A 16,411-nucleotide genomic window follows, 5' to 3' on the forward strand; every position below is an offset into this window, starting at 1 on the left:
GTAGCCGTTTCGTCGAAATGAATGCGCCACGTTTCGCGCACTGCGAGTCAAAGCAGGAGGAAATGCATTCATGAGTGGTATTCATAACCGCAAGCATACGCTGCTACTTAATCAGATAGAAACGAAGATGTAAAGTGGATTTAGACGTCGCACATGTTCGCGGCGCTCGGAAAGGCGACCCCGCCTCGCACGAATGCATCACGGAGTGTTATCTCAATCTCTTTGATATTAGGAATACGTGTGACCCGTAGAAGTAAATCTATGCAGGCCGCCACTGCACTTCTGTTTGCCATGTCTGCCTATTCGACATTCGCAACATCGCAACCACTCTCACGCGAGGACGTTCAACGAGAGATGATTTCGTATAAGGCCGCTGGCTATAACCCGGCCCGTCAGAATCCTCGCACCTGGGTTGACGACGCGCAGGCAGCATCGGCCAGGGTAGAAGGCTCGCGCATGATCGCCGAGCGATCGATTCCTTCCGTTACCAACGAAGTTGCAGTGACGAGTGAATAGTACCGCTCTCACGGGCGCACATATAAAGACTGGCATCACGTTGCGATGTCAGTGATGGAGTTTGGTTTTCACGCGCTTTAGCGCGCTCTGAATGAGTGACGCAGTGCGCACGCGTCTGGCTCAAGCTTGAGTAGGAAGATCATGGCGCGGCGCCGGGTGTGGATGCGCCGCGCTGGAACAGCTATCTTCGGCAATAGACCATCAACAGGCATTCGCCCAAGCAGGACGTGCGACTTTCAGACGTCGGTTTCGACGATGAGCGCACGTGAACGTTGCTTTGTCGACCTCAAGGGGTAACGCTCAAAGAGCCTGCGGGACGCTAACAAGCTGCATTGTGAGTTCACACAGCTACGCGATTCTGACGTAGCAGTTGGATAGCCACCCCAGCAGTGCAGGCGACAATGACCGCGGCGACCAGGAAAACTGCGTGCAGGCCGGCCCGCGCGCCGATCCATCCAAGCGCCGGGCCGCCTGCAGCCATGGCGACATCGAGGAAGGCAGTGTAGAGGCCCATCGCCATTCCGCGATTCTTGGGCGTTATGCTCCTGACTGCCTCGACGCCGAGCCCTGGATACACGAGTGAATAACCGAATCCGGCAAGGGCGGCCCCTACGGACGCTAGCAACGTCGTCTTCGCCATCCACATGAGCAGCAGGCCGATCGCCTGAATGACGACGAATACAGCCGCTACCTTCGCCCCTCCGAACCGGTCAGGAAGATGGCCCGCAACCGTGCGGGCCGCGATCAGTGCGACGCCAAAGGCAGTGAAGCCGATCCACACTGGCTGCCAGTGCATCGCCGTAAAGAACAACGAACTAAACGCCAGTATTGCGCAGTATCCAACGCTGGCTAGCGCCGCGCCTAGACCGGGCAGCCAGACGACCGTCAGGATCGAATTGAACGAGGCCTGCTCCCCGTGCGGTTGCGACTCAACTGCGGGCATCCTGGTAAGCCAGCACGATCAAGGGAAGCAGCGTCGTTAAAAGTGCGATCGCAGAAAAACCGAATGACTCGTAAAGCAGGATCCCAATGGGACCGCCCAGCGCCATGGCTGCAAACATCGCCGTTCCCACCCAGGCGATCACTTTCCCGGCATGATGTCTGTCGACGAGCCCAAGCCCCCAGGCGACGCCACCGGTGATGATGAAGCTCTCCGCCCCGCCCAGAACGGCGCGGCCGACAAGCAAAATTGAAACGGAGAGCGTTGGTGCCTTCACGAAAGCGAGGGACAGCAAGTACAGCAGCCCGGCCGCTGCCGCAGCGACAAGACCGACGAGCACGCCGCGCTTGGCACCGCGCCTATCAGAATATGACCCCGCCCACACTCGCGAGAAGAGCGAGGCGGCAAGCTGTGCTCCGGCCACGAGGCCGACGACAAATGGACCGAAGCCCAAATCATCGTTCACGTGTAAGGGCAGTACAGGAAGCGCTACGCCGATGATAGTGAAGCCGGCGAGAACTGCGGTCATCACCGGCGTCAGCGTCGCAAGCACGGACTGCCCGTCATCTTCTGTCGAACGTGACTCGACCATAAAACAGCTCCTATCGTGCGACCTTCGGCGTCGGCTGATGGCGCAGGTAATGACGATTACTTTGCCGTTAATGTTCTAGTCATGGTCGTTCCTTTGGTGAAGCTTTCCTTAAGGCTCCGGAGTGTCGGCCGCGATCGCTGTAAGCCGGCATGATGGTCATGTTGCGCGCTTCGCGAACACGTCTTTGAACACTGGCATCGCTGAGAAGACGTTCGGCCATCCCGCGTAGAATGCCAACTGCGTCAGTGCTTCGGACGCTTCGTCCTTCGTGAGCCCGTTGTCCATGGCGCGGTTCAGGTGATAGGGGATCTGCGCAACCTGACCGTTTGCGACGAGCGCGCTCACGGTGATCAGACTGCGATCACGAGGCGCCAACCCCGGACGCAGCCAGAGATCGCGAAAGAGCACATCGGTCGTGTACTGGACAACGCCGGCAGCAACCGCGCCGAAGCTCTCTTCGACCATCTGCGCGCGCTGCCGTTCTGCGGCTTCGTTTAGTGGCAGCGGGGCTACGTCGGCGGGAGCGACTCGATCCGATCCGATACCGCGCTCATCGAAGATGGGTTTTGCGATAGCTGATGCGGCGGTTGCATTGGCCCACCCGGCATAGAAGGCCAGATGTGCGATCATCTCCGAGATTTCCGCTGGCTTTACGCCGTTATCGAGCGCGAGTCTGATATAAAAAGGCATCTCGACGCTCTGGCTGCGGGCGATCAGCACGGAAAGCGTAACCATGCTGCGGTCGCGCGGCGAGAGTTGTGGTCGCTTCCAGAGACCATTGAGCACGGTCTGCGTGGTATAGCGCTCGAAGGCGGGAGATACCGCCTTGAGATCGGCGAGGGAAGGGGACTCTTGCATGGTTGTCGTCCTTTGCGGTTGTACGCAGGCAGACAAGAGTACGGTCGCTCCTGCCGTCGCAAGCATCCATGTCAAGCGGCTGACTTTCTCGTTACGGATAACGGTATTGCTCATCCGTGACCTGTTCCAGCCAATCGACGTTTTTTCCATCGAGCGCCTCCTGTAGTGCGATATGCGTCATGCCCGCGGTGGATGTGGCACCGTGCCAATGCTTGACGCCCGCCGGAATCGAGACGATATCGCCGGCGACGATCTCACGCCGCTCCTGGCTCCACTGCCGGATCCAGCCTGTTCCGGACATGACGATCAATGTTTGCCCCAGCGGATGCGTATGCCACGCCGTACGAGCACCGGGTTCGAACGTGACCATGCCACCCGACAGGCGCGAAGGCGATGTCGATTGGAAGAGCGGATCGATGCGCACCGAGCCGACGAAGCGCTGACTTCCGCCCGGCAGAGACGGCTGTGATCCCGCGTGCGCGATCGTTATGACGGGAGACTCACCGGCAACCGCCGATGCTGCCGGCGAGACGCAGAACGCCGCCGAGACGATGATGGCTGCGGAAAGCCTGATCATTTGTGCTCGCCGGTGCCGAGATACTGCTCGTCACTCACCTTCTCCAGCCAATCGACGTTCTTGCCGTCGAGCGCTTCCTGAATGGCGATATGCGTCATCGCGGTCGTCGATGTCGCGCCGTGCCAGTGCTTGTGGCCGGCCGGACACCAGATGACGTCGCCTGCGCGTATCTCGACGCGCGGCTCGCCTTCGCATTGCGTCCAGCCGCATCCGGCCGTGACGAGCAGCGTCTGCCCGAGCGGGTGCGTGTGCCACGCGGTGCGCGCGCCCGGCTCGAACGTGACGCTTGCACACGATACGCGCGCCGGTGGCGGCGGAGCGTTCAGCGGATCGATCCGCACCGTCCCGGTGAACCATTCGTCGGGGCCTTTGATTGAGGGCTGCGAGCCCGCGCGCTTCAATTCCATGATCTTCCTTCCTCAGCCGATGTCTTGCTGGCGTGATGCCACACGACACTAATTTACTGCCTCGCCATTCATGCGACTAGATGGCAAACTCGGCATGGTCTTATGCTGTGGCGCATGAATCGATGGAAGATTTCAATGATCTAGTGGCGTTCATGGCGGTCGCGCGCGAGCGAAACTTCACGCGGGCTGCCGCGCAGCTAGGCGTGTCGCAATCGGCGTTGAGCCGCACGGTGCGGGCCCTGGAGGAGCGCATGGGGCTGCCGCTGCTCACGCGTACGACTCGCAGCGTTTCACCGACCGGAGCCGGCGAACGCCTGATCGCGTCGGTCGGGCCGCGGTTCGAGGAGATCGAGGCGGAGCTCGAATCCTTGCGGGCAATGACTGACCGGCCGGCAGGAACGGTGCGGATCACGACCACGGACTACGCCGCGAATACCTATGTCTGGCCGCGGGTGCAGGCCGTTCTTCGCGAGTATCCCGAGTTGAGAATCGAACTGGTGAACGACTATGGCTTGTCGGATATCGTGGCCGACCGGTATGACATCGGGGTACGACTCGGCGACCAGGTGGCCAAAGACATGATCGCGGTGCGCATCGCACCCGATATGACCATGGCGATCGTGGGCTCGCCAGACTATCTGTCAACGAGGCCGCGGGCCAAAGCACCAACAGATCTGACGCTTCACAATTGCATCAATCTTCGCCTGCCGACGCGAGATTCACTGCTGCCGTGGGAATTGAGCAAGGGGCGACGGGAACTGCAGGTGCGCGTCGAGGGACAACTCACCTTCAATAACGTCTATCAGATGCTCGATGCGGCGCTCTGTGACTTCGGACTCGCCTACGTGCCTAAGGATCTCGCCGAGCCACATGTCCAGGCAGGTCGACTCGCCTGGGTGCTGGACGACTGGTATCCCACTTTCGCTGGCCATCACGTTTATTACCCGAGTCGCCGAAAATCGTCGCGTGCGGTCGAACTCGTCGTACATGCGCTGAAGCTGGGCTATCGCCGCCGGCCGCAGTAACGTCGGGAAAGAGTGCCCAGTACAGCCGGCGCACGCAGCGGTGTCCTGCGTGGAGGAAAAAACCGGGATCCCGGCGCTCGACCGAAAGGACCAGATGCTGTCGCTGGGGCAGGCCGAACGTCACGCCTTCGAGTACAAGCGCAACGGGACGCTCGGCGTGTTCGCGGCGTTCAAGACGGTTACCAGCGAATTGCTGGGAAGACGGTAGCGAGCCACGTCAGTGAGCAGTTCGTGCCTTTCTTATTGACGTCGTCGCACGCCACCGCGCGATGGCAAAAATTCGCGTGATCTGCGACAGCGCGTTCCGAAAGATCAAGGGCCAGGCATCTAGCGTAGTCACTTCGGATTACTACATAGTTGACATAAAAGGAATAATGGTAAGGAATGCTGTAGGTCCCAAGTTCAAATGTCGTGTTTCTGCCAAATAGAGATGTCGCATTTTGACGTAGCTTCGTTGCCAGACAAGCGTTTGAGGAGCGCTGGCGATGAACACGACCGGGACCATCACCATGTCGATGCGCGAACTGGACCGACTCAGAGTGATTCAGGCAGTCGCCGAACGCCAACTCAAGCCAGGCCGTGCCGCCGATCGGCTGCGCGTGAGCGTGCGGCAAATCGAGAGGCTTGTCTTGCGTTATCGTGCGGGCGGTGCACGCGCTCTGGTGTCCGGCAAGCGCGGACGCGCGAGTAACCACCGGCTGCCGGACGGCGTGGCGCAACGTGCGCTCGCGCTGATCCGTGAGCGCTATGCCGATTTTGGTCCGACGCTGGCGTGCGAGAAGTTACGGGAATGCCACGGCATTGAACTGGCCGTCGAGACGATTCGTTCCCTGATGACGGCTGCGGGCCTTTGGGTGCCTCGCAAACAGCGCCCGCCGCGGATTCACCAGCCCCGCAACCGCCGCTCGTGTCTGGGCGAGCTAATCCAGATCGATGGCAGCGATCACCGCTGGTTCGAGGATCGCGCGCCGGCCTGCACGCTGCTGGTATTTATCGACGATGCCACGGGTCGGCTGATGACGTTGCATTTCACCGCGACCGAATCGACCTTTAGTTACTTTGAAGCGCTGTCGAAGTATCTGCACGCGCACGGTAAGCCCGTCGCGTTCTACAGCGACAAGGCCAGCGTCTTTTACGTCAAGAACCGCTCGCAGACCGCTGGCAAAGGCGTGACGCAGTTCGGGCGAGCCTTGTACGAACTGAACATCGATGCGTTCTGCGCGAATACGAGTCAGGCCAAGGGGCGTGTCGAGCGCGCCAACCTGACCCTGCAGGACCGGCTGGTCAAGGAGTTGCGCTTGCGCGGGATCAGCACCTGGGAGACGGCTAATGCCTATGCGCCCTCCTTCATCGCTGATTTCAATCAACGTTTCGGCAAGCCGCCACGCAGCGACCACGATGCCCATCGGCCCCTGCGCGCCGACGACGATCTGACGCAACTGCTGGCATATCGCGTCTGGCGTAAGGTCACGCACGCGCTGACGGTGCAATACGACCGCGTGATGTATCTGCTGGAAGACACGCCTGCCAATCGCCTACTGATTCACCAGCAAGTTGAGGTGGTCGAGTATCCGAGTGGCTGCGTCGAAGTTCAGGCTGGTGGCGAGGTGCTTTCCTGCGGCACGTACGACCGTATTGCCCGGATTGATCAAGGCACGGAAGTCGAGAACAAGCGCTTGGCGCATGCACTCGAAGCCGCACGATTGCTGCAAGCCAAACGAGATGATCGTCGTGCGTGTGATGCACCGTCACGCACGCATCGCGGTGAACAGGTTCGAGCCAAGAAGGCGCTTGAAGGACTGAAGAAGCAACGCGCACTGAGCATCGCCGACATGAACGAAGCGATTCTCGAAGTCAGCGCAAAAGCAATGCGGGAACGGGGGGCGGCTGCGCCGCCCCAACCCCGAAATCCGAACGTAAGCAAGCAAAGCATTCGTTCGAAACCCGACATCTCTACTTAGCGGCAACCCCGACATTTGAACTTAGCGGCAACAAATGCTGTTGAAATGCGACACGACTGAATTCAGAGCCAGATTTGACGATTTGACGGACAATGAGCCTCTATCGCGCGGTTAGAGCGCTAAATTCGGCGCGATATCGGCAGATTTTTTGGCGTTCGTCTCTGTAGCAGGCGCTGAGAGTTTCCAGATTTAGAAAGCGTCTTCCGCCTGCCAATCAGCACCGCCTGGATCGGCAACGCCGATATTGAAACGGTCAAGGAATGCCGGAAGAGATGGATGATCGATAAGAGGAACTGAGGTGCCGCATCTAACGAGACTTACACGGTCGCTGAATAGGGCTACTGATGCCGCATTTGCGAAGCGTGAGTGAAAATAGATGCCGTCCAAGATTGCGTCATTGTCGTGAAGGGCTGCGCTCCATCTATTCGGAGCGAAATAGTTTGGCGTTGAGAGAACCTGCGTGTCGAATCCCAACTGCCAAAGGGGTTCAGTGAGATCCGCAAGACGCAGCGGGCGGGAGTTCTCCATTTCCAGTACAGCTACACAGCGATCCGTAATGAGCTTCTCATCAATCACGTGCGGCGTTCCTGCGTCAACATCTCGGAAGCGGCCACGCATCAAAGTTTCGGCCATACACGCCTCGAAGGACGAGGCCGCATACAGAACGCCGTACTCATCATTGGGCGCATCGAACCGGAAAACTGTAGATGAACTGGACCGGCGATTGTAATAGACCGGATCACGGTGTCGCCAATGAATACGCAGCAGCGGCGTTACTGAAAGATCGATTTCTCGAACAGGGATGCGAGCAGTGTGAAAGCCAGGTGGGGGCAGGGGACACGAATCAGGGGACTCGTCGTGAACCTCGTTGATCACGCCGCCCCCTGTTCACCACCAACCTCTTCAACCGCTAAATCGATGACTCGAGCCACGGACGCGTTGGAGTCAAGTATGACGTCCGCGGGCGAGCGCCCGCCGAGTTCCTCACGCTTCGTGCGCATAAAAGAATGGACAGACCACGAATTGACCTTAGCGGACACAAACGGTTCAAGTACCGCTTTCAAGCGTGAACCATCAGCGTCGAACTGCCACTTGGGGTAACGAAAACCACGCTCCTTGCCCGCAGGTAGCAGCGCGTACAACGCTCCCTTTTGACGGTCCTCATTAATGGCGCGCTCATTGCGCCCTGCATAGTCGCGCGCGTCGAGGAGTGTCAAATTGGCGGGATTTCGATATTCCTCAATGGCGAATCGGCGGCCGCGAGATCGGGCCGCTGCAAGTGGATCGGCGTTTCCCGCCGAAAACAGCTGATTCGCGTAATGCGGATCATTGCCGACGCCGCCACTAACCACTTTATCGAAAGCGTCTTTGAGGTAATTGATCACCTCGGGCCGGCCATCAGCGCCGAGTGCTCGGGCCGTGGTCGCCGCCAGTTCTCGGGTCGAAATTCCGTCCAGCGCGCTCATATGGGCTCCTCAGTCATGAACTCCATGACATTCATGACCGATTATGCACGGTTTGACGTATCGGTGCAATGAGTCGGGTTGGCGGCCAAGAGCACCCGATTCGGAGCAACCCGCCATTGCTGCCCAATCGCTGAGTGTCTTGTCGACAACACGACGCTGTATGGAGGACGACGCGCGAGAAGTAGCGGCCCTGTGCCTCGCCGTCGAACTGCGCCATCTCGGTGATGTAGCAGTTGCGGTCAGCCAGATAGTTGCCAATGGCCGCGACGATGCCGCGCGTGCCGGGACAGGTGACCTTCAGCAAGAAGGATCTGGTGGCGGGAACAGCTGGAGATGCGGAATTCGGTGACATGCGATATATCCCGGGTGTTGGAACGCTCACCGGTGTTTACCCGCTAACCCCCTTATAACGATTGCAACGCGTCGAATCGCCGCGCAGTATGTAAGCGCTAACACGTGACTTTGGAAGGCAATATCTAAAAAATATGAACCTGTCGATCATTTCTAAATGTCGAAATGTAAGCGCTAACGAAGGCAAATGAGGTAGCCAATTGAGCAACGCCACCCGAGAAAATATCGTTGTCGCCGGAAGCACAAACATGGATCTCGTCGTGCGCGCCGCCCGCTTGCCGGCCTCGGGCGAGACCCTGATTGGCGACGGCTTCGAAACTTGCCCCGGCGGCAAGGGCGCCAATCAGGCAATCGCGGCGGCACGCCTCGGTGCATCGGTGGCGATGATCGGATGCGTCGGCGACGATGCCGTCGGCACGACCCTGTCGGACAGCCTGGCGAACGATCGCATCGACATTGCACATGTGCACCGGTTGCCCGCCATACCGAGCGGCATCGCGATGATTACGGTCGCCGCCGATGGCGCGAACACGATCGTCGTCGCGCCTGGCGCGAACGGGCAGCTCACGCCCGAGCTCATCGACGCGGCGGCCCATTTGATCGCCGATGCCGGCATGCTGATCTGCCAGCTCGAAATCCCGCTCGACGCGGTCCGTCGCGCAATTGACACCGCCGTGCGCCACGGCACGACGGTTCTGCTCAACCCGGCGCCTGCGCAGCCGCTGCCGGGCGACCTGTACGCGCAAATCGATTTCCTGATCGTCAACGAGACCGAGGCGCACGTGCTGACCGGCATCGCCGTGAGCGACGCCGCCACCGCCTGCCGCGCCGCCGACGCTTTGCGCACCGAAGGCGCGCGCACCGTCATCGTGACGCTCGGCGCAGGCGGCGTCTGGTACGCAGGCACTGACGGCGAGGCGCACATGGTGGCACCCCGCGTCGATGCGGTGGACACCACAGCCGCCGGCGACACCTTTGCGAGCACGATCGCCTTCGCGCAGCAGGCCGCCGCGCTCAGCGTGATGCGCCGCAGCGCGCAGACCTCGATTCCCACGCGCGCCGAAGTCGACGCGCAGCCTCTGGCCGTGTGACACACGCATCAGTGCAGCCGTTCACCCAAGACATGAAACGGAGACAACGATCATGAGCGCAACCCCCAGCCACGAGCAGGCCCCGCCGCGAATTCGCCGCGCCCAGATCGTGGCGCTCACGTTGCTGATGGTGAGCGGCATCGTCAACTATCTGGACCGCGGGACGCTCGCTGTCGCCAATCCGCTGATCCGCTCCGACCTCGGCCTCTCGCTCGGACAGATGGGGCTGCTGCTCTCCGCGTTCTCATGGAGCTACGCGCTCTTCCAGTTGCCGGTGGGCGGGCTCGTCGATCGCGTCGGACCGCGCAAATTGCTCGGCATCGGCCTGATCGTCTGGTCGCTCGCGCAGGCGTCAGGCGGCTTCGTCTCGACCTTCGGCTGGTTCATCCTCGCGCGGATCGTGCTCGGCATCGGCGAGGCGCCGCAGTTTCCGTCGGCGGCGCGCGTCGTCAGCAACTGGTTCCCGCTGCGCGCACGCGGCAAGCCGACCGGCATCTTCAACTCGGCGTCGCCGCTCGGCACGGCACTCGCGCCGCTCTGCCTCTCGATCCTGGTCGTCAATTTCCACTGGCGCTGGGCCTTCATCGTGACGGGCATCGCCGGCCTCGTTGTCGCGGTCGTGTGGCTCGCCGTGTACCGCGATCCCGTGAAAGCCACGATGACCGAGGCAGAGCGCCACTATCTCGAAGGCGACGAACTCGACCGCAAGCCCGCGCCTTCGCTCACTTTCGCCGAATGGCGGTCGCTGTTTTCGCACGGCACGACGTGGGGCATGCTGATCGGCTTCTTCGGCTCGGTCTACCTGAACTGGGTTTATCTCACCTGGCTGCCCGGCTACCTGACGATGGAACGCCACATGAGCCTGATGCATACGGGCGTCGCGGCATCGATTCCGTTCTTTTGCGGCTTCCTCGGCTCGCTCACGGCCGGCTGGTTCTCCGATCTGATTACGAGCCGCAGCGCGAATCCGGTCGGGAGCCGCCGCAACTCGGTGGTGATCGCGATGCTCGGCATGGTCGCGTTCACGATTCCGGCAGCACTCGTCGAGAGCAATACGATCGCGATCGTGTGCATCTCGGTGGTGATTTTCCTGGCCAATGCCGCGTCCGCCAGTTCGTGGGCGCTCGCGACGGCCGCCGCGCCGCCGAACCGCGTCGGCTCGCTCGGCGCGATTCAGAACTTCGGCGGCTTCCTCGGCGGCGCGCTCGCGCCGATCCTGACCGGCTACATCGCGCAGACCTGGTCGTTCGTCCCGGCGCTGCTGACGGCGGCGGGCATCGCGTTCGTCGGGGCGATGAGCTACCTGCTGTTCGTGAGGAAGCCGATCGAGGACAAGCCGACCCACACCGATACCGTCCGGGCCCCGGCCTGATACCCCCCTTATTCGAGACAAAACCATGATGACCGCTACCCAAATCGAAGGCATCGTGCCCGTGATGCTGACCCCGTTCGACGGGTCCGGCGCGATCGACTACGCCGGACTTGAACGCCTGATCGAGTGGTACATCGCGCACGGCTCGGACGCGCTTTTCGCCGTCGCGCAGTCGAGCGAGATGCAGTTCCTGAGCCTCGCCGAGCGCGGTGAACTCGGACGCTTCGTCGTCGAGAAGGTGGCGGGGCGCATTCCCGTCGTGGTTTCCGGCCACATCAGCGACGATCCGGACGCGCAAGCGGAAGAACTCGGCGTCGCGGCATCGACGGGCGCACAAGGCATCGTGCTTGTAACGAACCGGCTCGATCCGAAGCGCGAAGGGACGGAGGTTTTCTCGGCGAACCTGAAACGCCTGCTGGCGCGCCTTCCGTCGGACATTCCGCTCGGTCTTTACGAATGCCCGGCGCCCTACCGCCGCCTGCTTTCCGACGACGAACTGAAGATGTGCATCGATACCGGCCGCTTCATCATGCTAAAGGACGTGAGCTGCGATCTCGATACCGTCAAGCGGCGCGTCGCGATGGCGCAGGGTTCGCCGCTGAAGGTCCTGAACGCCAACGCGGCGATCGCGTGGGACGCGATGAAAGCCGGCTCGGCGGGCTTCAACGGCGTATTCACGAACTTTCACCCGGATCTCTACAAGTGGCTGCGCAACGATTCGGCGCAGGACCCGGCGCTCGCTGAGGAACTGTCGACGTTTCTCGTGCTCGCGGCCGTGTCGGAATCGCTCGGCTATCCGGCGCTCGCCAAGATCTACCATCAGCGCATCTGCACGTTCGACTCGATTCGCTGCCGCGTGATCGACTACGACGTGCGTGAGCGCTTCTGGGCGCTCGACGCGGTGCTCGACAAGATCGTCGCCGGCACCGAGCATTTTCGCGCGCGCATCGCGGCGCTCGGCGGCGGTGGAAAATCCGCGACGGTATGATGGCGTGCCCGCCCACTTCTGATTCCGATGTCTCGCTCCATTGACCCCTCGACGCCTGCCGTGCCACGCGCCCGCCGCAATACGGGCCGCACCGTGCTTTCCGACGTGGCGAAGCTCGCGGGGGTATCGACGGCGACCGTCTCGCGCGTCTACAACGAGCCCGACAAGGTGTCCGAGAGCGTGCGCGAGCGCGTCGAACATGCAGCGCTGACGCTCAACTGGTTCCCGAACGCGGCGGGACGCGCGCTCGCTTCGACGCGCAGCCACATCGCGGGCATCATCATTCCGACGCTCGACGACCAGGTGTTCGCCTCGCAGGTCAGCGGCATGCAGGCGGCGTTCGCGGCGCGCGGCATCACGCTCGTGCTCGGCTGCTCAAACTACGATCCGGCGCAGGCACTCATGCAGGTTCGTGCGATGCTCGCGCGCGGAGTCGAAGCGATGGCGATCGTCGGCGAGGCGCATCCGGCCGAACTGTTCGACGCCTTGCGGCTCTATCGCGTGCCGTATGCGGTCACGTATGCGTATCGCGAGGGCAGCCCACACGACTGCATCGGCTTCGACAATCACAAGGCGTATGTCGAACTCACGGAACATCTGATCGGGCTCGGACACCGCTCGTTCGCCGTCTGCATCCAGCAGACGCGCGACAACGACCGCGTGCAGGCGCGCGTCGCGGGCATCCGCGCGGCGCTCGAACGCAACGGCCTCGCGGTGCGGCCGGAACACATGCTCGAAGGCGAATCGACGATCGGATTCGGGCGGCGCAGCCTGCGCGCGATCTGGGAAGCGCCCGGCGAGCGGCCGACTGCGATCGTCTGCGGTAACGACCACATCGCGCTCGGCGTGCTGCGCGAGGCGGAAGATTTGGGAATCGCGATTCCGGGCGAATTGTCGATAACAGGTTTCGACGACCTCGCGATCGCGCGGGAAATGCGTCCCGCGCTGACGACCATGCGCGTCGATACCGCCGAGATCGGCAGGCTCGCGGCGCAACATCTGCTCGACGCGCTCGACGGCAAGCAGGCAGCGTGTGGACATGAAGTGCGCGCGTTGCTTCAGGTGCGCGAATCGACCGGGCCGCGTCCTGCCTAGAGGCGGGACTTCACTGAGAGTCCCGCATTTGCGCCGGCATCATCTGCAGCATCTTGTTCGATGCCAGCGAGAGCTTGCGCCCAACCCGCTTGATCGGATGCGCCTCGGCTTTTCCAACAGCGGATAGCTGATTTCGATTGCGAACAATTCCCCGGCGGCGATCTCCGTCGTCACGGCGAACGTCCGGTCGACACGTAATTCCGAGGTCCGACTTCACAAACTCATTGAGAATCGCGATGGAATTCGTCGTGACGACTAGCGCGTGCCATAGGGCGGGTGTGTCGACCGGCAAGATGATGCTTACCTCGCAAGCGAATGGCTGACCTCTTATAATCGAATGCTTCGACGCAGAATTTGACATAAATAGTATTGCCCCTTTTTTTGGCAGAGCCGTAGGAGGGTGGGCGAGCAGGTTTCTGCTGGGCAGGGATCGTTGCAGGCGAGGGCGGAAACGAGTAGGATTAAATCCTACTGACCGGAGGCTGCCATGAGAACAACGCAGCAGATGAGCATCACTTTACCCAACGAGATGGCCGAATTCGTCCGCACAAAGGTCGCAAGCGGCGACTACGCGTCTGACAGCGAGGTGCTGCGAGACGCGCTTCGCGTGCTCCGCGAGCGTGACCGTGCCGTTGAAGCATGGTTACGAAACGAAGTCGTTCCTGCAGCGCAAGCACTTCGGGACGATCCAAGCCGTGCACTATCAGCAGACCAGGTACGTGCCGAACTGAAAAAATCTCGCACGCGCCACGAATGAATTGGCGCGTTCAGTTTGCGCCCGAAGCGCTCGATCAGCTGCAGAGCATTGAAGAGCGCATCGCAAACGCGGGCGCTCCGATGACGGCCGAACGATACGTTGATTCGATCGTCGATTTCTGCGTGAAGCTCCAGACATTCCCAGCGCGCGGTGTCGCACGTGACGATTTGCTGCCCGGACTTCGAGTCACTCATTTCCGCAAGCGGACCATCATCGCCTATACGGTGGAGAAAGAGGTCGTTTCGATCGTTGGTGTCTTCTACGGAGGCCAAGATTACGAGGCGGCGCTTACCCTTGATGAAGACCAGTAAAGCACGCTCTCATGCCCGTCATCCTTCAAAAGTCCGTGAACTCACGTATCTCGGTAAGCGAAAACGGTCGTGATTTTACATAAGTAACATGATCATTCGTACGTCGAAATACATGGAGCGGAATTGAAAACGGCAAACCAGATCCATTGATTCTCGAACGTACTCGACGCAGCGATTTGATACAGCTGAATCCATCTGAGGCTAGGGCACACGACAAGCGATGATTGATCGCAACTTTACGCGACGCGGTTTGAAGTCTGCGGCCGCGGAGGGCAAAGTTTGATCCGATATTTGAAGGCAAGCGGCCCAGAAATTCTTGGCTATCGACCTCGCGGAGTTGGACGAGTCGGCCAAGTTCGCGTCGGTCGAACGGCATTTGGTGCGCGTGGCGTTGGCATACGGCAATCGATCGCCCAGCGATCCACACAAATCGTCCAACTTGAGGAAACACGCGTCTGGATATACAATTGTCCCTACGTGTATCCAAGGAGCTGATCATGCAGGTCGCAAAATGGGGTAACAGTCTTGCGGTGCGACTGCCTGCGAGCGTCGTCGACGCCCTCGATTTGAAGGAGGGAGACGATATCGAGATTTACGCTCACAACTCCGGCGCATTTTCGGTGATGAGAAAGCCGACCGTTGCACAACGTATCGAGCGCCTGCGGCAATATCGGGGACGACTCCCTGCGGACTTCAAGTTCGATCGGGAATCGCTCAGTGAACGGGATAGCTCCGAATGACAGTCGCGGCGCCAAACCGATTTGCCGTCGATAGCAATGTCATCGTCTATTTGTTTTCTAACGATGCTGCGAAGGCTGACAAGGCTGAGGAGTTAGTGGCTGGCGAGAAGTCGAAACCAGTCATCAGCACTCAGGTGATGAATGAGGTCACGCTCGTGATGAGCCGGAAAATGGGCCTTCCGTGGCCGGAAATCGAGAGCATTCTGGAAGATGTCGAGGTGCTTTGCGAAGTCGTGCCGCTGACTCTCGAAGTTCACAAAGAAGCACGCCGCGTCGCAGCGCACTACAGATTTAGGTTCTGTGACTCTTGCATTATCGCGTTCGCGCTGCTCAACGATTGTGAAGTTCTCTACAGCGAGGACATGCACCACGGTCAAGTCATTTTCGACCGATTGACCGTGATTAATCCCTTTCTTTGAACACACCAAAGAAGGTTCGATCGGTATCGAGGAAAACATTCCCGACGGGCCACCGATCGCTCGCGCGGCGGGCCACTCGGTGCCTAGGCGCGCAATCCACGGCTGTCTGTGCCGGTCAGCGCAGTGACTAAGATGGGGCGTCTTAGGATCCGGATTCCTGAAGGCTACGGCCTGGCATGGCGAGCTCCCGCGAGCGGGCTTCCGGCGAAAGGGTCGTTTGCCCAGTCCGCCTCAGCTTGACTTGCTGTCCAGACGTGCGTCCCGATCGGAAGTTCGAAGTGCCTGATGGATTGTCCCGCGCTAGTGGCCTGTTTGAGCCATTGCGGCATCTCGCCGTCGCCGCTCCAGGTATCACCGCCCGCGCTACCGTAGCGACCCATATCGGGTCCGGCAGGCTTGGTCCCCAGGAAGGAAGCGAGGTCATTAGGGCTAATGCCGAAGTCATCCATGCGGTGGCGGAGATACACAATCATGCTGTCTCGCTTTCTTTCGTCCATAAGAAATTCCTGTAAGGGTTTTGCCAGGGTTGCGATGTAAATCGTGAACCCGCAGTTGCTCGCTTGCTCTGTGCGCGCCCGCCGGCCACCTTAATATTTTCATTGCCGCCCCGCATAACGCCTTACAGACGCTGGACAGCACTCACGTAGGATTTTGCCGCTTCGCTCAGTTGCCCGGCGGCGGCCTGTACGCGGGTCGGCAGTTCGCTTAGCGCGAGCAGGGCGTCCACGCCGTCCAGCCGCCTGCGAAGCTCGATCACGAGATCCATGACGCTGGCCTCACCCACCCGCCGGCGATTGCTCTGTCTGGAGCTGACCGTGGAGCGTAAGCGGCTCGCCTAGGCCGTGTGTAGAGGCGTGCGCGCCTGGGCGCAGGATTGCCTCAGGTGGAGCGGCTAGATATCTTGATGTGGTGAACTTGCCGCTGCGTGCAGCTTCTCGGCCACAC

At 60.6% G+C, this 16,411-nt stretch carries 22 protein-coding genes; 12 read left to right on the forward strand and 10 right to left on the reverse strand.

The features are described 5' to 3' along the window. Positions 1 to 261 precede the first annotated feature (261 nt). Positions 262 to 516, forward strand: a complete 255-nt coding sequence (locus IAG25_RS31610; protein ID WP_075583235.1) for a DUF4148 domain-containing protein — start codon at positions 262 to 264, stop codon at positions 514 to 516. 340 nt (positions 517 to 856) lie between these two features. On the opposite strand, the gene IAG25_RS41665 is transcribed toward IAG25_RS31610, so the two are convergent. From IAG25_RS41665 to IAG25_RS31630, 5 genes are all read right to left on the reverse strand, one after another. Next, positions 857 to 1,459, reverse strand: a complete 603-nt coding sequence (locus IAG25_RS41665; protein ID WP_255504083.1) for an MFS transporter — start codon at positions 1,457 to 1,459, stop codon at positions 857 to 859. Further along, a complete protein-coding gene (locus tag IAG25_RS41670) occupies positions 1,446 to 2,048 on the reverse strand; it encodes an MFS transporter (protein ID WP_255504084.1) in 603 nt (200 codons plus the stop codon). The genes IAG25_RS41665 and IAG25_RS41670 overlap by 14 nt, the downstream gene beginning before the upstream one ends. A 156-nt stretch (positions 2,049 to 2,204) precedes the next feature. Next, entirely contained in the window at positions 2,205 to 2,972 is a 768-nt protein-coding gene (locus IAG25_RS31620) for a carboxymuconolactone decarboxylase family protein (protein WP_187608372.1), read from the reverse strand. A 25-nt stretch (positions 2,973 to 2,997) separates the two neighbouring features. Beyond that, positions 2,998 to 3,483, reverse strand: a complete 486-nt coding sequence (locus IAG25_RS31625) for a (R)-mandelonitrile lyase (RefSeq protein WP_187608346.1) — start codon at positions 3,481 to 3,483, stop codon at positions 2,998 to 3,000. Beyond that, a complete protein-coding gene (locus tag IAG25_RS31630) occupies positions 3,480 to 3,890 on the reverse strand; it encodes a (R)-mandelonitrile lyase (protein ID WP_187608347.1) in 411 nt (136 codons plus the stop codon). The genes IAG25_RS31625 and IAG25_RS31630 overlap by 4 nt, the downstream gene beginning before the upstream one ends. Positions 3,891 to 4,012: 122 nt before the next feature. On the opposite strand from IAG25_RS31630, the gene IAG25_RS31635 reads away from it, so the two are divergent. The 3 genes from IAG25_RS31635 (at position 4,013) to IAG25_RS31645 (ending at position 6,876) form a co-directional block, all read left to right on the forward strand. Then, positions 4,013 to 4,915, forward strand: coding sequence for a LysR family transcriptional regulator (locus IAG25_RS31635; protein WP_187608348.1), 903 nt, complete (start codon positions 4,013 to 4,015; stop codon positions 4,913 to 4,915). Positions 4,916 to 4,964: 49 nt separating this feature from the next. Then, entirely contained in the window at positions 4,965 to 5,123 is a 159-nt protein-coding gene (locus IAG25_RS31640; protein ID WP_187608349.1) for a hypothetical protein, read from the forward strand. A gap of 277 nt (positions 5,124 to 5,400) precedes the next feature. Continuing rightward, positions 5,401 to 6,876 carry an ISNCY family transposase gene (locus IAG25_RS31645; RefSeq protein WP_375336552.1) on the forward strand — a complete coding sequence of 492 codons (1,476 nt, stop codon included), beginning with the start codon at positions 5,401 to 5,403 and terminating at the stop codon, positions 6,874 to 6,876. Between the two features lie 189 nt (positions 6,877 to 7,065). On the opposite strand, the gene IAG25_RS31650 is transcribed toward IAG25_RS31645, so the two are convergent. Then, positions 7,066 to 7,752, reverse strand: a complete 687-nt coding sequence (locus tag IAG25_RS31650) for an RES domain-containing protein (RefSeq protein WP_187608350.1) — start codon at positions 7,750 to 7,752, stop codon at positions 7,066 to 7,068. Further along, a complete protein-coding gene (locus tag IAG25_RS31655; RefSeq protein WP_187608351.1) occupies positions 7,749 to 8,342 on the reverse strand; it encodes a hypothetical protein in 594 nt (197 codons plus the stop codon). Before IAG25_RS31655 ends, IAG25_RS31650 begins: the two co-directional genes overlap by 4 nt. 575 nt (positions 8,343 to 8,917) lie before the next feature. Here IAG25_RS31655 and rbsK point away from each other — a divergent pair. The 4 genes from rbsK to IAG25_RS31675 are packed head-to-tail and all read left to right on the forward strand — an operon-like array spanning position 8,918 to position 13,239. Beyond that, the gene (rbsK, locus tag IAG25_RS31660) at positions 8,918 to 9,784 is read left to right on the forward strand and encodes a ribokinase (protein ID WP_187608374.1); all 867 of its coding nucleotides are present in this window, start codon (positions 8,918 to 8,920) and stop codon (positions 9,782 to 9,784) included. Between the two features lie 52 nt (positions 9,785 to 9,836). Next, positions 9,837 to 11,156 (forward strand): MFS transporter, encoded by a 1,320-nt coding sequence (locus tag IAG25_RS31665; RefSeq protein WP_187608352.1) that lies wholly within the window; start codon positions 9,837 to 9,839, stop codon positions 11,154 to 11,156. A 25-nt stretch (positions 11,157 to 11,181) separates the two neighbouring features. Then, positions 11,182 to 12,144 carry a dihydrodipicolinate synthase family protein gene (locus IAG25_RS31670; RefSeq protein WP_187608353.1) on the forward strand — a complete coding sequence of 321 codons (963 nt, stop codon included), beginning with the start codon at positions 11,182 to 11,184 and terminating at the stop codon, positions 12,142 to 12,144. 27 nt (positions 12,145 to 12,171) lie between these two features. After that, positions 12,172 to 13,239 (forward strand): LacI family DNA-binding transcriptional regulator, encoded by a 1,068-nt coding sequence (locus IAG25_RS31675; RefSeq protein WP_187608354.1) that lies wholly within the window; start codon positions 12,172 to 12,174, stop codon positions 13,237 to 13,239. Positions 13,240 to 13,249: 10 nt separating this feature from the next. Here IAG25_RS31675 and IAG25_RS41230 read toward each other — a convergent pair whose 3' ends face one another. Further along, the gene (locus tag IAG25_RS41230) at positions 13,250 to 13,531 is read right to left on the reverse strand and encodes a LysR family transcriptional regulator (RefSeq protein ID WP_255504085.1); all 282 of its coding nucleotides are present in this window, start codon (positions 13,529 to 13,531) and stop codon (positions 13,250 to 13,252) included. 195 nt (positions 13,532 to 13,726) lie between these two features. On the opposite strand from IAG25_RS41230, the gene IAG25_RS31680 reads away from it, so the two are divergent. From IAG25_RS31680 to IAG25_RS31695, 4 genes are all read left to right on the forward strand, one after another. Next, on the forward strand, positions 13,727 to 13,996 hold the full coding sequence (locus IAG25_RS31680) for a type II toxin-antitoxin system ParD family antitoxin (RefSeq protein ID WP_074171510.1): 270 nt from the start codon (positions 13,727 to 13,729) through the stop codon (positions 13,994 to 13,996). Next, the gene (locus IAG25_RS31685; protein ID WP_187608355.1) at positions 13,993 to 14,307 is read left to right on the forward strand and encodes a type II toxin-antitoxin system RelE/ParE family toxin; all 315 of its coding nucleotides are present in this window, start codon (positions 13,993 to 13,995) and stop codon (positions 14,305 to 14,307) included. Before IAG25_RS31680 ends, IAG25_RS31685 begins: the two co-directional genes overlap by 4 nt. Positions 14,308 to 14,804: 497 nt before the next feature. Continuing rightward, entirely contained in the window at positions 14,805 to 15,047 is a 243-nt protein-coding gene (locus tag IAG25_RS31690) for an AbrB/MazE/SpoVT family DNA-binding domain-containing protein (RefSeq protein ID WP_187608356.1), read from the forward strand. Then, positions 15,044 to 15,466: a PIN domain-containing protein gene (locus tag IAG25_RS31695; protein WP_187608357.1), complete on the forward strand. Its 423-nt coding sequence runs from the start codon at positions 15,044 to 15,046 to the stop codon at positions 15,464 to 15,466. Before IAG25_RS31690 ends, IAG25_RS31695 begins: the two co-directional genes overlap by 4 nt. A 164-nt stretch (positions 15,467 to 15,630) precedes the next feature. On the opposite strand, the gene IAG25_RS31700 is transcribed toward IAG25_RS31695, so the two are convergent. Then, positions 15,631 to 15,963 (reverse strand): H-NS family nucleoid-associated regulatory protein, encoded by a 333-nt coding sequence (locus IAG25_RS31700; protein ID WP_187608358.1) that lies wholly within the window; start codon positions 15,961 to 15,963, stop codon positions 15,631 to 15,633. 122 nt (positions 15,964 to 16,085) lie between these two features. After that, entirely contained in the window at positions 16,086 to 16,232 is a 147-nt protein-coding gene (locus IAG25_RS31705) for a hypothetical protein (protein ID WP_187608359.1), read from the reverse strand. Positions 16,233 to 16,411: the final 179 nt, after the last annotated feature.

It is taken from the genome of Caballeronia sp. EK, assembly GCF_014384845.1.
Classification (GTDB): domain Bacteria; phylum Pseudomonadota; class Gammaproteobacteria; order Burkholderiales; family Burkholderiaceae; genus Caballeronia; species Caballeronia jiangsuensis.

Coding starts and splice junctions, on each gene's coding strand:
- IAG25_RS31610 (WP_075583235.1), top strand. CDS start 262: ATGCAGGCCGCCACTGCACTTCTGTTTGCCATGTCTGCCTATTCGACA.
- IAG25_RS41665 (WP_255504083.1), bottom strand. CDS start 1,459: ATGCCCGCAGTTGAGTCGCAACCGCACGGGGAGCAGGCCTCGTTCAAT.
- IAG25_RS41670 (WP_255504084.1), bottom strand. CDS start 2,048: ATGGTCGAGTCACGTTCGACAGAAGATGACGGGCAGTCCGTGCTTGCG.
- IAG25_RS31620 (WP_187608372.1), bottom strand. CDS start 2,972: ATGCTTGCGACGGCAGGAGCGACCGTACTCTTGTCTGCCTGCGTACAA.
- IAG25_RS31625 (WP_187608346.1), bottom strand. CDS start 3,483: ATGATCAGGCTTTCCGCAGCCATCATCGTCTCGGCGGCGTTCTGCGTC.
- IAG25_RS31630 (WP_187608347.1), bottom strand. CDS start 3,890: ATGGAATTGAAGCGCGCGGGCTCGCAGCCCTCAATCAAAGGCCCCGAC.
- IAG25_RS31635 (WP_187608348.1), top strand. CDS start 4,013: ATGGAAGATTTCAATGATCTAGTGGCGTTCATGGCGGTCGCGCGCGAG.
- IAG25_RS31645 (WP_375336552.1), top strand. CDS start 5,401: ATGAACACGACCGGGACCATCACCATGTCGATGCGCGAACTGGACCGA.
- IAG25_RS31655 (WP_187608351.1), bottom strand. CDS start 8,342: ATGAGCGCGCTGGACGGAATTTCGACCCGAGAACTGGCGGCGACCACG.
- IAG25_RS31665 (WP_187608352.1), top strand. CDS start 9,837: ATGAGCGCAACCCCCAGCCACGAGCAGGCCCCGCCGCGAATTCGCCGC.
- IAG25_RS31670 (WP_187608353.1), top strand. CDS start 11,182: ATGATGACCGCTACCCAAATCGAAGGCATCGTGCCCGTGATGCTGACC.
- IAG25_RS31675 (WP_187608354.1), top strand. CDS start 12,172: ATGTCTCGCTCCATTGACCCCTCGACGCCTGCCGTGCCACGCGCCCGC.
- IAG25_RS31680 (WP_074171510.1), top strand. CDS start 13,727: ATGAGAACAACGCAGCAGATGAGCATCACTTTACCCAACGAGATGGCC.
- IAG25_RS31685 (WP_187608355.1), top strand. CDS start 13,993: ATGAATTGGCGCGTTCAGTTTGCGCCCGAAGCGCTCGATCAGCTGCAG.
- IAG25_RS31690 (WP_187608356.1), top strand. CDS start 14,805: ATGCAGGTCGCAAAATGGGGTAACAGTCTTGCGGTGCGACTGCCTGCG.
- IAG25_RS31695 (WP_187608357.1), top strand. CDS start 15,044: ATGACAGTCGCGGCGCCAAACCGATTTGCCGTCGATAGCAATGTCATC.
- IAG25_RS31700 (WP_187608358.1), bottom strand. CDS start 15,963: ATGGACGAAAGAAAGCGAGACAGCATGATTGTGTATCTCCGCCACCGC.
- IAG25_RS31705 (WP_187608359.1), bottom strand. CDS start 16,232: ATGGATCTCGTGATCGAGCTTCGCAGGCGGCTGGACGGCGTGGACGCC.